We start from the raw sequence: 14,487 nt of genomic DNA on the forward strand, positions 1-14,487 counted from the left end.
GGGCGCGTCCGCGCCCTTGGCTTACGTGCCCACGCGGGCACGGGGCCTCAATGGCCCAGTCAGCCCGGCACAGCCGGGCTTCCGCTTTTTCTTTAGTCCCTCAGGCGGCGGGCGGGCGCGTCCGCGCCCTTGGCTTACGTGCCCACGCGGGCACGGGGCCTCAATGGCCCAGTCAGCCCGGCAGCGGCGGGCGCGGGCGTCCGCCCGCTTGCCTCACGCGCGAATGGTCGCGCCGGGCCTCACCCCTCCGGCGTCAGGTACAGCACCGCCAGCGGCGGCAGCGTCAGGGCCAGACTGGCCGGGCGGCCGTGGCAGGAGACCGCATCCGCCGTCACCCCCCCGTCATTGCCCTGCCCGCTGCCGCCAAACCAGTGGGAATCGGTGTTCAGCACCTCAGACCACCGCCCGCCGGACGGCACGCCGATCCGGTACTGGCGGCGCACAACCGGCGTCAGGTTACACACCGTCAGCAGCGGGGTCCCGTCCGCCGACCAGCGCAGCCAGCTGAGAACGGAATTATCCGCATCCTGACAGTCAACCCAGTCAAACCCCTGCGGCCCGAAATCCTGCTGATGCAGGGCCGAATGCTGGCGGTAGACCGCATTCAGGGCCCGCAGGCAGCCATGCACGCCCCGGTGCAGCGGGTCTTCCAGCAGATGCCAGTCCAGACTGGCATCGTGGTTCCATTCCCGCACCTGCGCAAATTCGCCGCCCATGAACAGCAGCTTTTTGCCCGGATGCGCCCACATCATCGCGTACATCGCCCGCAGATTGGCAAACTTCTGCCAGCGGTCACCGTTCATCCGGCCAAACAGGCTGCTCTTGCCATGCACCACCTCATCGTGGCTCAGCGGCAGCACAAAGTTTTCCGAAAAGGCATACATCAGCCCGAAGGTCAGCTGGTTATGGTGCCAGCGGCGATGCACCGGATCTTTCTTGAAGTAATCAAGGGTGTCGTGCATCCACCCCATGTTCCACTTATAGCCAAAGCCCAGCCCGCCGACGCTGGTCGGGCGGCTGACCATCGGCCAGGCGGTGGATTCCTCCGCCATCGTGGTTGCGCCGTCGCCGTGGGCAAACACCACCTCGTTCAGGCGCCGCAGAAAAGCGATGGCCTCAAGGTTCTCGTTGCCGCCATGGCGGTTCGGCACCCATTCCCCGGCTTTGCGGGAATAGTCCAGATACAGCATCGATGCCACCGCATCGACGCGCAGCCCGTCGATATGGAATTCCCGGCACCAGTACAGGGCGTTGGCAATCAGGTAATGCTGCACCTCGGTGCGGCCGAAATTGTAGATCAGGGTCCCCCAGTCCATATGGCGGCCCTGACGCGGGTCAGAGTGCTCGTACAGATGGGTGCCGTCAAACCAGCCGAGCGCATGGGCATCGGTGGGGAAATGCCCCGGCACCCAGTCAATGATCACCCCCAGCCCGGCCCGGTGGCAGGCATCGATAAAGGCCTTGAACTCCTCCGGCGTGCCATAGCGGCTGGTCGGGGCAAACAGGCTGCCCGGCTGATAACCCCACGACCCGTCGAACGGATGCTCATGCACCGGCAGCAGCTCGATATGGGTGAAGCCGAGATCCCGCACGTAGGGCACCAGCTGGTCCGCCAGCTCCGCCCAGGTCAGAAAGCGGTTACCCTCTTCCGGCACCCGTTTCCACGACCCGGCATGCAGTTCATAAATGCTGACCGCGCCGTCCAGACGGTGGCCGTCGCGGCGGCGGACATCCATCCACGCGCCGTCCTGCCAGTCAAACGGCCGGAGGCCATGCACGATCGAGGCCGTCGCCGGGCGCTTTTCCGCATAAAGGGCGTAAGGGTCGCTCTTCAGCGGCAGCACCTGGCCGTCACGGGCCTTCAGCTCGTACTTATACAGGGCACCGGGGCCGACACCGGGGACAAACACTTCCCAGATGCCGCAGCCGGGGTGCAGGCGCATCGGGTGCACCCGGCCATCCCAGCCGTTAAAGTCCCCGACCACCGACACCCGGCGGGCGTTGGGGGCCCAGACGGCAAACACCGTGCCGTCAACCCCCTCGACCGTCACCGGATGAGCCCCCAGCCGGGTCCACGGCGTCAGGTGGGTGCCCTCGCCCAGCAGATGGCAGTCGAGTTCGCCCAGCCACGGGCCGAAGCGGTAGGCGTCTTCCTGCTCCACCGCCGTTTCGCCGTACAGCACCCGCAGGCGGTAGTCATAGGGCGGCCTGAGGCGGGGAAAAGTGCCGATGAACAGACCGTCGCCGGGGCCACGGTCCAGCGCCCCCAGCAGGGCCCCGCTGGCCGGATCAATCACCGCCACCGCATCGGCACCGGGGCGGAACACCCGGATCACCGTTTCCTGCGCGTCCCGGTCAAAGTGCGGGCCCAGCACGGCAAAGGGATCGTGCAGATCGCCGGAAAGAATCGAGTCGGCCAGTCCCCCCGGAATTCCACGGGTCTGGGCACGGGCACCATGACGCTTCATGCGGCTACTTCCATCCGTTAAACGGTGTGTCAGGGGCGGGTCAGCAGGTGGTCGGCACCGGATCCTCCCCGGTCGGGAAGACCACGGCGCGCCTACGGTTGTCGGGGTATCCTGCGGCAAGGTAAAGGGATTTTTTAAAGGCACGGTCCCCCGCCACCGCATATTCGGATAAAAAATGTGGCTTCAGCGCAGAATGACCCTAGCGCGACACCGCTGTTTCTGTGTAATTCCAGTGTCCCTGCCGGTACCCTGAAGAGAAGCGGGTGCTGGCCGGGCACGGGATGAGTCGAGAGAGGTTGGGATGCAGACGCTCTTCAAGCTGGCCGCGGCGGTGATCGTGGCTGCCGTTCTGGTGGTGGTGGTCAACGTGTATGGCTCCGCCGTGTACAAGGCTGCGGCCCCGGCTGATATTCCGCCGGAAGCCCGTCCGAAGCTGGCCGCCGCGCCGAAAGCCGCCGCCACGCAGGCCAGCGCCGAGCTGCGCCCGGGCGATGCCGAGCTGGGCAAGAAGGTCGCCAAGGCCTGCGCCTCGTGCCACACCTTCGAACAGGGTGGCGCCAATAAGGTCGGCCCGAACCTGTTCGGTGTTGCCGGTGCCAAGATTGCTCATCTGAGCGGCTTCAAGTATTCCGACGCCGTCGCCGGTCACGGCGGCGAGTGGACCGACGAAAATCTGGATCACTGGCTGACCAACCCGAAGGAATTCATCGCCGGGTCGAAGATGGCCTTCGCCGGGATCAAGGATAAGCAGCAGCGTCTTGACGTCATCGCTTACCTGCATTCCCTGAAGTAAAGGGTCCGCCCCTTTCCGGGATCCGCACCGGCCACCAGCCCCCGCTGGTGGCCGTTTGCTTTTGGGGGGGCGGCCTTAACCGCCGCCCGTCCGGGCCTTCAGCGCCGCGCAGGGGTCCTCCCGCTCCGCCGCCCCGGTAAACCACACCACATCGGCCCGGGCCGGATCCGCCAGCTCGTACCCTGCCGGATCGGTCCCGCCGGCCTGCACCTCGATCCCCGTCACCACCAGCGCCGCCCCGGTCAGGCCCTGCCGGGGCAGATGCAGCGGCACCCCCAGATCCCGCCGGGCATGGCCGGACCCGGCGATCAGCACCCCGGCACCCCCACCCGCACGGCGGGACGCCTCGGCCATCGCCTGCGCCATCACCGCATCCTTCGCGGTCTGGATTGACAGCATCGGGGCCAGCATTGCCTCGGGCATCAGCCCGCAATGCCCGGTTTTCAGCTCCGCCGTCTGCCCGTCCACCGCCGCCGGAGGCAACGGATCGGTCAGGGCCAGCGCCCGGATCTGTTCCGGGGTCCAGACCGCTGCCGCCCCCTCCCGGGCAATCCGGCGGGTCACCGCCTTGGACAGGCCGCCCGCCACCATCGGCAGCCCGGCAGCCAGCGCAACCCCGGCAACCGGCTGATACATCGCCCAGTCCGGCCAGCCGGTCTGATCCCACCCCAGCGCCGGTCCAAATCCGGCCGCATCCAGACGCCCGGCGGCAGCGGCCTCCAGCGCTGCCGCCAGCGCCGGGGCCTGCGACTCGTCGATCATCTCCCACGCCACCCCCGGCAGGGGCCGCCCTGCCCGGCGGCAGCCATCGTGCAGGGCGGCCAGACACCACGCCTGCAAACGGTGATGATCGGGATTATCATGGGTTTCCCCCAACAGGCACCAGCGCGCCGCCAGCAGGCGCCGGGCCAGATCCTGCGGCGTAATCTCCCGCCGCTCTGCCGTCAGCCACAGGCGCCCGACCAGCGGATGATCCCGCCGCAGGGGGGCTGTCAGCTCCGGCAGCGGTGGCACCGCCTGCCCGGCGGTCTGCTGCGGGGTCTGCCCGACGCATCCGGCCAGCACCGGCGTCAGGCCCGCCACCGCCCCGGCCCCCAGCAGCCCCCGCAACACATTGCGGCGGCTGACAGCGGGCAAACCGTTACCGTCAGAGGATGTCTTCAGCACGGGCAGATCCTTTCAGAAAGTCCGCAAATTCAAATATGCGATTCATTCCCAATATCATTTCCACTCCCTGCCGTCATCCCGAATGGGGCGGCCGCAGGGAGATCACCCTTCCGTCGCCGGGGTCCTGCCGGTATAATGCACCGCACACTGTCGGGACCGCCAGCAGTGCCGCCTAACCGATCAGGAATGCCTGCCATGTCCCCGTCAGCCACCGAGACCGCTTTCGTCGACACCCTGTTTACGACGCTGCTGACGCTGCTGGAAGATGCCCGCACGCTGATCGGGTCTGGCCGGATGCACGCCATCACCGCCGACCTGCCTGCCGAGGCACGGATGGTTGCCGCCCGCGACCTGTCCAAGCTGACCAGTCAGGGCACCGCCGCCATGTCGGTCCTGCTGATGTACAAGGCCCTGCAGAGCGGACAGGCCGACGAAATCGAAGATCCGGCCACCCAGCTGGAAGAACTGTACGGCGAAACCGTGCGCAACAGCGGCGAGCCGGAATCCTACGGCCCGGTGGTGCCTGCCGCACTGGTTGACCTGCGCCGCCGGGGCGATGACATTTTCGGCAAGATCGGCGAGGTCCGCAGCCTGATTCTGCGCCATCTCGGCGTGCCCGGCTGATCTGCCCCCACGATTGCCCGCTCAGACGGCAAAAAGCCGGACCACCCCGCAGGATGGTCCGGCTTTTTTTGTATCCCCACAGACCGGAAAAAGCCCGATCAGCCGCGCAGCCGCTCGATATGCGCGCCGCAGGCCGCCAGTTTCTCTTCCAGCCGCTCATAGCCACGGTCGAGGTGGTAGATGCGGTTGACGATGGTTTCCCCATGCGCGGCCAGACCGGCCAGCACCAGCGAGACCGAAGCCCGCAGGTCGGTTGCCATCACCGGGGCCCCGGACAGGCGCGGCATGCCACGCACGATCGCCGACGATCCGTGTACGTTGATCCGTGCCCCCATCCGGGTCAGCTCCGGCACATGCATGAAGCGGTTTTCAAAGATGGTCTCGGTGATCATCGACGCCCCGTTGGCGGTGGCCATCAGCGCCATGAACTGCGCCTGCATGTCGGTGGGGAAGCCGGGGTGCGGCTCCGTCATCACGTCAATCCCCCGGATCTCGGCGCCGTCAGCCTTGATGCGGATGGTGTTTTCCCCTTCGATGACCTCAACCCCGGTTTCGGTCAGGGTCTTCAGCACGGCGGTCATGGTATCGGGGCGGACGCCGGTCAGCTCCACATCGCCACGGGTGATCGCGGCGGCAATCGCGTAGGTGCCGGTCTCGATGCGGTCAGGCACCACGGAATATTCCGCCCCGTGCAGCCGCTCCACCCCGGTCACCTTCAGGCAGTTGGTGCCGATGCCGGTGATCTGCGCGCCCATCGCGATCAGGCACTGGGCCAGATCGCTGATTTCCGGCTCCTGCGCCGCGTTGACGATGGTGGTCACCCCATCGGCCAGCGCCGCCGCCATCAGGGCATTTTCCGTCCCGCCGACCGTCACCATCGGGAAAATGATGGTCCCGCCCTTCAGGCGGCCATTCAGCCCGTCCTTGATTTTGGCGTTGATGTAGCCTTCCTCAAGGGTGATTTCCGCCCCCAGGGCTTCCATCGCCTTCAGGTGCAGATCCACCGGGCGGGTGCCGATCGCACAGCCGCCGGGCAGAGACACCCGGCAGGAGCCGTAACGCGCCAGCAGCGGGCCCAGCACCAGCACACTGGCGCGCATCTTGCGCACCACATCATACGGGGCGGTCAGATTGGTGATGTTGGCGGCGTTCAGGTCCAGCACCCGGCCACTGGCGGCGGTGGCCTCACCGTTCAGGTTCAGCTCGACACCATGCTGGGCCAGCAGGTTGGCCATGGTGATGATGTCGGCCAGATGCGGCAGGTTGGTCAGCCGCAGGGTTTCTTCGGTCAGCAGGGCTGCCGTCATCAGCGGCAGGGCGGCATTCTTGGCCCCGCCGATGGCAATGGTGCCGCGCAGGGGGTGGCCACCGACAATACGAATCCGGTCCATGGAGCAGGATATCCCGATGTGTGTTCTTGTTTGGGGGAAGGCGCAGAAAGCAGGGGAAAAACCGGCGGCGCGTGTGGGACGCCGCCGGGGGAAACAGGCCGGTTACAGGCGCGGCAGGGTGACGCCGCGCTGACCCATGTATTTGCCGGACCGGTCACCGTAAGAGACGTCACATTCCCGGTCAGCCTTCAGGAAGATGAACTGACAGGCCCCTTCGTTGGCATAGATCTTGGCGGGCAGCGGCGTGGTGTTGGAAAACTCCAGCGTCACATGGCCTTCCCATTCCGGCTCCAGCGGGGTGACATTGACGATGATGCCGCAGCGGGCATAGGTGGACTTGCCCAGACAGATCACCAGCGTATCCCGCGGAATCCGGAAGTATTCCACCGTACGGGCCAGCGCGAAGCTGTTGGGGGGGATCACACAGACATCGGTCTGGCGGTTGACGAAGCTTTTGTCCGAAAATTCCTTCGGATCAACCACCGCCGAATCAACATTGGTGAAGATCTTGAATTCGTCGGCCACCCGGGCATCGTAGCCATAGGACGACACCCCGTAAGAGATCACGCCGTCCCGTTCCAGCCGGTCGGTAAAGGGCTCGATCATTCCCTTGGTCCGGGCCATTTCGCGGATCCAGCTGTCAGGCATGACGGACATCGGTGTCTCCAGAGTTTACGGTTCGGGGTCTTAAAAACGGTTGCGGCGGCGGCAGGGGACCTGCACCGGGGGTCTGACGGACCTGAGGAAAGAGACGAAACCTGACGGCGGACCGTCAGCCGGTCTCCCCGTCCCCGTCACGCCCCCCTGTAACAGGAACGTCCACCGGAAGACCATCCGTTACACCGGCGGCCTCGGCAGCCTCATCCTGACGGCCCCGCAGCTGCTGCTTGCGGCGCAGCAGATTGGCCCGCAGGGCAGCGGCCATAGCCGCATGACGGTCCTGCACCCGCGCCTGACCGGCGGGGCTGAGACGGGTGTTGCCCGCGCCTTTGGCGGCGGACGGCGGAAGAGTGGTGTCGTCGCTCATAGGGCGCACTGTCGCAAGCCACAGCCCCGCCGTCAACGGCGAGCACACGCCTTTTTGCAGAAGTTTTTCATGCCCCGAAAAGAAACCCTTGCATCCCCCGGAACCCTGTGCCATAAACCCGCCACCCCGCGACGGCCCTAACGGCCTGACACCGGGTTTTGCGGTGAAAATTCAGTCACTTACCTGACCGAAAAACACCACACGGATGCTGCCGTAGCTCAGTCGGTAGAGCACTCCCTTGGTAAGGGAGAGGTCGATGGTTCGAATCCATTCGGCACCAAAAAACTCAAAAACCGGCGGGACCTGCCGAAGGGCAGGATCGGGTCAGGCGGCTGTCGGCAACTTTTTTCAGGCTAACTGCATTTTTCTCTTTTCAGATCCGATCCCCTGTGCCATAAAGCCGCCCTCGCAGCGAGGCACCCCGGCAACGGACGCCACGCCGCAGAACGAAACGGTTTGCTGCCGTAGCTCAGTCGGTAGAGCACTCCCTTGGTAAGGGAGAGGTCGATGGTTCGAATCCATTCGGCAGCACCATTTCCCCCGCCCCTCCCGGTCTGACCGTGGAGGGTTTTTTGTTTTCGCCCTCAGGCCGCGAACCGGCCCGGCAAAATGCGCAGCAGCTCCTGCCGGGCAAAGGCAAGACGCGGATGGCGCAGGGCAGCCTGCGGCCACACCAGAAAGAAAGCATTGCGCGGGCGCCGCACCGGGGCCGGAAGCTCCACCATCTGCCCCGCAGCCAGATCGTCCCGGCACAGGTAGTCCGGCAGCACGGACCAGCCGACGCCGCAGCGGATCAACGCCCGCAGGACCCGCAGATCCGGTGCCGTCGCCACCGGCAGCACTGACAGCGGCGGCAGGCCGTTCGCATCCAGCCATGCCCGTACCAGCGGACGATCAAGATCATAAGCGACGTGTGGCAGCGCCCCCGGCCCAGCCCCCACTGCCGCCCGCTCCGCCAGCCCCGGTGCCGCCACCGCCAGCAGCATCTCTCCGCCGACCTCCTGACAGTCCAGCCGGGGGTCCGTTGGCCGCGACGCCGTCACGGCCAGATCCGCCTGTCCATCCCGCAGCCAGCCATACAGATCATCCCGCCCGCCGACATGCAGCCGCAGATCCAGCCCGGCTGCGATCAGGGGCGACAGCAGCGGGGCAATCCCTTCCGCCATCAGATCCGCCGGGGCCGCGATATGCACCACCCCCGACAGACGGGCAGACCGCGCCCGCGCCTCGGCCAGCGCCGCCACCGCCTGATCGAGGGACCGCCCCAACCCGGCGGCCAGATCATCGGCAACCGCCGTCGGGGCAACCCCCCGCACCGACCGCTCGAACAGCCGCCGCCCGAGCTGTGCTTCCAGCGATGCCACATGCTGCGAGACCGCAGGCTGGGTCAGCCCCAGCGCCCGCGCCGCCTCACTCAAAGACCGGCAGCGATACACCTCGACAAAGGTCCGGAGCTGGGTCAGGGACATCGGCATCACCCCATAAAATATTTTATAGTATCTCCGATATCGCCTTTGATGCCGTTATGGAAGATCCCTGTCACAGTGCCTGCACACCCCGATACCCCGACAGGAGACCCCGCCATGACCACCCCCCGCCTGCTGATTGTCACCACCTCCGCCGCTACGATGGGCCCTTCTGCCGAGCCAACCGGCCTGTGGCTGGAAGAGCTGACCACCCCATACTACCTGTTCCGTGATGCCGGTCTGGACGTGACCCTTGCTTCGGTCGCCGGCGGTCCGGTCCCGGTTGATCCGCGCAGTCTGGCCCCGGCGGGCGAAAATGACGCCTCTGTCGAACGCTACCTGACCGACAGTGCGGCGCAGGCTGCCGTTGCCACCACACCGCGCTTCGACACCCTTTCCCTGACAGACTACGACGGGCTGTTCCTGCCCGGCGGGCACGGCACCATGTTTGACTATCCGCTCAGCGACAGTCTGGCCCGTCTGGTGGCGGACTTTGATGCCGCCGGCAAGATCGTCGCCGCCGTCTGCCACGGCCCCGCCGGTCTGGTCGCCGCCCGCCGGGCCGATGGCACCCCGGTGGTCGCCGGGCGCCGGGTTGCCGGTTTCACCGACAGCGAAGAACGGGCCGTCGGACTGGACCGGGCGGTGCCGTTCCTGCTGGAAAGCCGCCTGCGGGATCTGGGGGCGCACTATGAATGCGGCCCGGACTTTGCCCCCTTTGCCGTGCAGGACGGGCGGCTGATCACCGGCCAGAATCCGGCCTCGGCCGGGCCGGTGGCTGATCTGGTGATCGCGGCGCTGAAGACCGGCGGCTGATCCCCCGGCCCGCAACAATTTTCCGCCCCCTTGCATTTTGTGCTTGCCAGCCCCGGATGAGGCGACTATAAACCGCCTCCTCGGATGCGGGTGTAGCTCAGTTGGTTAGAGCGTCGGCCTGTCACGCCGAAGGTCGCGGGTTCGAGCCCCGTCACTCGCGCCATCATCCGAGAAATCAAAAACGCCGGTCCCCGTGACCGGCGTTTTGCTTTTTCCGGCCCTCATCTCTCTGATTCTGAAGATTTTTCCGGCCCCGGATTTTCTTTTCCCGCATCTGCATTTTGTGCTTGCCAGACCCGGACGGGGCGACTATAAACCGCCTCCTCGGATGCGGGTGTAGCTCAGTTGGTTAGAGCGTCGGCCTGTCACGCCGAAGGTCGCGGGTTCGAGCCCCGTCACTCGCGCCATCATCCGAGAAATCAAAAACGCCGGTCCCCGTGACCGGCGTTTTGCTTTTTCCGGCCCGGAAAACCCTTCCGCTCAATCCCGGTGCGTTTTCTTCACCGGGATTTGGCATTCGCCGCCGCCGTGACGTTTTTTTGACCTTTCTGCATTTTTCCTCTTGCGTCAAAGCGGTAAGGCCGTTAAAAACCCGCCCACACCACGCGGGTGTAGCTCAGTTGGTTAGAGCGTCGGCCTGTCACGCCGAAGGTCGCGGGTTCGAGCCCCGTCACTCGCGCCATTTCCTCAAAAGCCCCGGCTTCTACAGGCCGGGGCTTTTGTGCATCCGGGGTCAGCCTGTCTCCCCGCCGGTTCCCAGCCCCGCAAAAACCCTCTACACTGCCGCCATGCTGCTGATATCCCGCCTGATCCGCGCCGCCCTGTCCTGCCTGTTGCTGGCCACACTGGCCGCACCGCTGCGGGCGCATGCCGCGACGGAAGACAGCACCACCCAGCCGAAAGTGGTGATCCAGCTGCGCGGCGTCCCGCAGTTCCAGTTCGCCGGATATTATGCCGCGCTGTGGCAGGGCTATTACGCCGATGAAGGCCTGCAGGTGGAACTGCGCCCCGGCATCACCCCCGACGGGCGCAGCGTCTCGACCACCACAGCGGTCGCCAGCGGGCGCGCCCAGTTCGGGGTCGGATCCTCTGATATTCTGGTGGCCCGCGATCAGGGCGCGGATCTGGTGATCCTCAACAGCTTCCTGCAATGGAGCCCGTTCGCCCTGTATCTGAACCCGGCCCTGCCGGAGACATCCCTGCGCAGCCTGCGGGAAATGCGCTTTCACGAACCCGACCTGTCGGCCCAGTGGCACGAGGCGCTGGCCCTTGGCCTGTCGATGCTGATTCTGCCGCATGAACTGACCGTCACCGACCGCGGCGCCTTCACCGGCTTCCAGACCGCCGATGCCCTGCTGGGGTCGGTGCTGTCCACCCCGTGGACGCTGGCCGAGCGGGGCATCCCGTACCGCGAGGTCCGCCCCCGCGATTATGGTGTCGAATTTCCCGGCGATACCCTGTTCACCACCCGCGCCCTGCTCGACCGCGACCCGGCGCTGGTGGAACGGATCATGCGGGCCAGCGTCAAGGGCTGGACCTATGCCCTCAGCCACTCTGACGAGGTGGCCGGGCGGATGGTTGACGAGTTCCCCAATGCCTTCGGGCGGGCCAGCGCCGTCACCATCAACCGCAGCCAGATCGACAAGGTCAAGGCCCTGACCGGCTGGCCGCTGGTCAAGGTGGGGGATATCAATCCGGCCCGCTGGCAGGCGGTGCATGAGACCCTGCGCCGCCTGAATCTGGTGCATGGCCCGCTGGAGCTGGAAGACTTCGCCTTCGATTCCGTGCGGCTGGAGCAGGACCGCGCCAAACGCCTGCGCCACGGGCTGACCCTTGGCATCGCCATCCTCAGCGTGCTGCTGTTTTCCGCCGGGACCGGGGCATGGCTGATGCGCCGCGCCCTGCTGCAACGCCAGTCTGCGCTGACGCAGGCCGAAGACCGTTACCGGCAGGTGCTGGACAGTGTCCCCGATCACGCCATCTTCGCCATGGATGCCAACGGCATCATCACCAACTGGAACGACGGGGCCGACCGCCTGCTCGGCTACTCCCGCGCCGCCGTTCTGGGCCGCCCGGTGGCCGAAGTGGTGCGCGGGCTTGATCTGCTGGGCGGGGATCTGGTGCCGCCCAGCCTCAGCACCGGGGTCAGGCTGATCCCGGAACGCAGCTCCGGGCAGGGCTGGCTGATGCGGGCCGACGGCAGCCGGTTCTGGGGGGAATGGGTGCTGTCACCGGTGACCGCCCGCGACCCTGATGCGGACAGCGGGCAGGACCACCCCGGCTATGTGCCCGGCTATGTGCAGGTGATCCGCGATATTTCCGCCCGCAAACGCTCGGAAGACCGCATCCGCTTTCAGGCCGGAATTCTCGATCAGGCCAGCTCGGCCATTCTGGCGACAGATATCGTCGGGCGGCTGGTCTATCTGAATGCCATGGCCCGCCGGGTGTTTCTGATCGGTGACGGCGTCGCGGTCGGGCGGCGGCTGGAAGAGCTGGGCATCCTGCCCCGCCTGACCGCCCCGGCCCACCCCGGCCAGCCGGAACAGCGGGAAGTCACCGCCCACCGCCCGGATGGCGTCGCCTTTCCCGCCCTTGTCACCAGCGCCACCATCGACGAGGCCCATACCGGCGACCGCTATATCGTGCATCTGGTCCACGACCTGACCGAACGCAAAGCGCTGGAGGCCGAGGTCCAGCATTCGGCCAATCTGGCCCTGCTCGGCAAGATGTCGGCCAGTCTGGCCCACGAAATCAACCAGCCGCTGAACGTGATCCGCCTGTCAGCCGAAGGCTGCCTGCTGCGGCTGGATCAGGGGCGGCTGGACCCCGCCGAGCTGACCGAACGGCTGAAAATCATCTCCTCCACCGCCGCCGGGCTGTTTGATACCATCGACTTCATGCAGGTGTTCGCCCGGCGGGAACGCACCGCCGACCTGCCGGTGCCCACCGTCACCTTTGATCTGTGGCACAGCGTCGATGCCGCCGTCGCCACCGTTGCTGAAGAATACCGCCGCAGCGGCATCCCGCTGGAGGTGGACCGCCACGACCTGCCGGTTCTGGGGCACGGGCGGCCCCGGCAGGTGGAGCAGGCGCTGGTCAACCTGCTGACCAACGCGCTGCATGCGGTCTCTGACCGCCCGGACGGGGCCCCGCGCCGGGTGCAGGTCAGGGTTAATGCCCCGCTGCCTGCCTTTGCCGGACGGACCGCCAACGGCCTGACCATCAGCGTCGCCGACAGTGGCCCCGGCATCCCGCCGTCTGTCCGGGAACAGGTGTTCGAGCCGTTCTACACCACCAAAGCCGCCGGAAAAGGCACCGGACTGGGTCTGGCCATCAGCCGCGACATCCTGCGGGCCATGGAGGGTGACCTGCACGCCCTGACCAGCCCCGAGCTTGGCGGGGCCTGCATGGTGCTGGAAATTCCCCCCGCCCCCTGTCACGACAGCACCTCTGACGATCTGCACCACACGGCGGATGCCCCCGGCGGGGACAGCGACCACCCGCACGGCCATATTCTGGTGGTCGATGACGAGCCGCTGGCCCGGACCGAAATCGCCGATGGCCTCCGCCATTCCGGCTGGCTGGTCAGCACCGCCCACGGCGGCCACCCGGCGATCGCCCTGCTGGAGCAGGCCAACGGCGACAGGCCGGGCACTGTCGCGGGCACCGAGATCGGCAGGGGGGCAGACAGGGCAGGGCCGCAGATCCCGCCGGTGGATATCGTCGTCACTGACATCCACATGCCGGAAGGGTCGGGGATTGAGCTGGCCGAGCGGATCGCCGACGACTATCCGCAGGTGTTCGTGATTGTCATGACCGGCCAGCCGCAGCGCGGATCGGCGGATCTGGAAGGACTGGGCGCCGACGTCGATCTGGTGATGCGCAAGCCGATCTCGCTGCGCGAGCTGGATGCCCGGCTGCACAGCCTGATGGACACCACGGCAGAAGAGCCCGACCCGGCGGCGGACAGCGCCGCCCCCGGCTAGCGGGCGGTGCCGCTGCGGGAACATCGCGGCGGCGGGCCATCGCAGGGCGTACAAACACTTCTCTGCTGTATCCTCAGGGGGGATCCCCCCGCGTCCGGTGCATTTTGTCCATAGGGTGGCAGGGCGCCGTTGACTCTTTGCCCACCGGTTGCCCTGTGGTACGGTCCTGCTGGGGATGTGAGGAAACCGGCGGAAAAACCGGAGTGGATGAGACACCGGCCGCAGCTGTTGAAGGGACAGCGGTGGCCCGTCATGTCCCTGACCTCCGGCGGATGCCGGGCCGCTGACAGGAGCGGATAACACAGCCGGGCCATACGGCCCGCACATGGGGGAAGGAGCGCCCGGCCGGAGAACAGGATCCGCCGGAGCTTGAAGGGCAGAGTATCGATGAGCAACCCGAAGGGGCGCACCAAGGAAGAAAACCTCCGCGAAATCCGGCGGCTGCACGAAATGTATAACCGGCTTCCGCCGGACAAGCAGAAGGCGATGCGGCCACACATGCAGTCGCGGATCGACAAGCTGAATGCCGCCATTGCCGGACTGGACCGCAAAGCGTCAAAAAGCCCGCTGATGGGGCTGGTGCAGGGGGTGCTGCTGGCCGCGCTGGTCGGCCTGATCGCCCTGGGGGCCGGGTTCTTCGGCGTGTCATACCTGATGGCGAAATAAACACCCCGTCACGGCGCAACGGCCCGGCTTTTTGCCGGGCCTGTCTTTTTCAGGCCGGGGAATCCCGCTGCCGCCCGGCCCGT

The 14,487-nt window shown here is 66.5% G+C and carries 11 protein-coding genes and 5 tRNA genes; 10 read left to right on the plus strand and 6 right to left on the minus strand.

Going from position 1 to position 14,487, the window contains the following annotated elements:
* Window positions 1-239 precede the first annotated feature (239 nt).
* Window positions 240-2,468: a 1,4-alpha-glucan branching protein GlgB gene (gene glgB / locus G365_RS0112350; RefSeq protein WP_019645842.1), complete on the minus strand. Its 2,229-nt coding sequence runs from the start codon at window positions 2,466-2,468 to the stop codon at window positions 240-242.
* A 301-nt stretch (window positions 2,469-2,769) separates the two neighbouring features.
* On the opposite strand from glgB, the gene G365_RS0112355 reads away from it, so the two are divergent.
* Window positions 2,770-3,261, plus strand: a complete 492-nt coding sequence (locus G365_RS0112355; protein ID WP_019645843.1) for a c-type cytochrome — start codon at window positions 2,770-2,772, stop codon at window positions 3,259-3,261.
* Between the two features lie 75 nt (window positions 3,262-3,336).
* On the opposite strand, the gene G365_RS21355 is transcribed toward G365_RS0112355, so the two are convergent.
* A complete protein-coding gene (locus G365_RS21355; RefSeq protein WP_019645844.1) occupies window positions 3,337-4,428 on the minus strand; it encodes a ChaN family lipoprotein in 1,092 nt (363 codons plus the stop codon).
* Window positions 4,429-4,623: 195 nt separating this feature from the next.
* Here G365_RS21355 and G365_RS0112365 point away from each other — a divergent pair, with 195 nt between their 5' ends.
* Window positions 4,624-5,052 (plus strand): hypothetical protein, encoded by a 429-nt coding sequence (locus G365_RS0112365; protein WP_019645845.1) that lies wholly within the window; start codon window positions 4,624-4,626, stop codon window positions 5,050-5,052.
* A gap of 98 nt (window positions 5,053-5,150) precedes the next feature.
* On the opposite strand, the gene murA is transcribed toward G365_RS0112365, so the two are convergent.
* The 3 genes from murA to G365_RS0112380 form a co-directional block, all read right to left on the minus strand.
* Complete coding sequence (murA, locus tag G365_RS0112370; protein WP_019645846.1) at window positions 5,151-6,443, minus strand: UDP-N-acetylglucosamine 1-carboxyvinyltransferase; 1,293 nt, start codon at window positions 6,441-6,443, stop codon at window positions 5,151-5,153.
* A gap of 102 nt (window positions 6,444-6,545) precedes the next feature.
* The gene (gene dcd / locus G365_RS0112375) at window positions 6,546-7,100 is read right to left on the minus strand and encodes a dCTP deaminase (RefSeq protein WP_019645847.1); all 555 of its coding nucleotides are present in this window, start codon (window positions 7,098-7,100) and stop codon (window positions 6,546-6,548) included.
* A gap of 115 nt (window positions 7,101-7,215) precedes the next feature.
* Window positions 7,216-7,470: a hypothetical protein gene (locus G365_RS0112380; RefSeq protein ID WP_019645848.1), complete on the minus strand. Its 255-nt coding sequence runs from the start codon at window positions 7,468-7,470 to the stop codon at window positions 7,216-7,218.
* Between the two features lie 210 nt (window positions 7,471-7,680).
* On the opposite strand from G365_RS0112380, the gene G365_RS0112385 reads away from it, so the two are divergent.
* A tRNA-Thr gene (locus G365_RS0112385) sits at window positions 7,681-7,750 on the plus strand.
* Window positions 7,751-7,928: 178 nt separating this feature from the next.
* A tRNA-Thr gene (locus tag G365_RS0112390) sits at window positions 7,929-8,004 on the plus strand.
* A gap of 50 nt (window positions 8,005-8,054) precedes the next feature.
* Here G365_RS0112390 and G365_RS0112395 read toward each other — a convergent pair.
* Window positions 8,055-8,939 carry a LysR family transcriptional regulator gene (locus G365_RS0112395; RefSeq protein WP_019645849.1) on the minus strand — a complete coding sequence of 295 codons (885 nt, stop codon included), beginning with the start codon at window positions 8,937-8,939 and terminating at the stop codon, window positions 8,055-8,057.
* A gap of 114 nt (window positions 8,940-9,053) precedes the next feature.
* Between G365_RS0112395 and G365_RS0112400 the strand changes: the two genes are divergently transcribed.
* The 6 genes from G365_RS0112400 (at window position 9,054) to G365_RS0112430 (ending at window position 14,404) form a co-directional block, all read left to right on the plus strand.
* Entirely contained in the window at window positions 9,054-9,752 is a 699-nt protein-coding gene (locus G365_RS0112400) for a type 1 glutamine amidotransferase domain-containing protein (RefSeq protein ID WP_019645850.1), read from the plus strand.
* 86 nt (window positions 9,753-9,838) lie between these two features.
* A tRNA-Asp gene (locus tag G365_RS0112405) sits at window positions 9,839-9,915 on the plus strand.
* A gap of 167 nt (window positions 9,916-10,082) precedes the next feature.
* A tRNA-Asp gene (locus G365_RS0112415) sits at window positions 10,083-10,159 on the plus strand.
* A 198-nt stretch (window positions 10,160-10,357) separates the two neighbouring features.
* A tRNA-Asp gene (locus tag G365_RS0112420) sits at window positions 10,358-10,434 on the plus strand.
* Between the two features lie 106 nt (window positions 10,435-10,540).
* A complete protein-coding gene (locus tag G365_RS0112425) occupies window positions 10,541-13,738 on the plus strand; it encodes an ABC transporter substrate-binding protein (RefSeq protein ID WP_019645851.1) in 3,198 nt (1,065 codons plus the stop codon).
* A gap of 387 nt (window positions 13,739-14,125) precedes the next feature.
* Window positions 14,126-14,404 carry a hypothetical protein gene (locus G365_RS0112430; protein ID WP_019645852.1) on the plus strand — a complete coding sequence of 93 codons (279 nt, stop codon included), beginning with the start codon at window positions 14,126-14,128 and terminating at the stop codon, window positions 14,402-14,404.
* The last annotated feature ends 83 nt before the right edge of the window (window positions 14,405-14,487 follow it).

Source organism: Novispirillum itersonii subsp. itersonii ATCC 12639, assembly GCF_000381985.1.
In the GTDB taxonomy this organism is placed as follows: domain Bacteria; phylum Pseudomonadota; class Alphaproteobacteria; order Rhodospirillales; family Rhodospirillaceae; genus Novispirillum; species Novispirillum itersonii.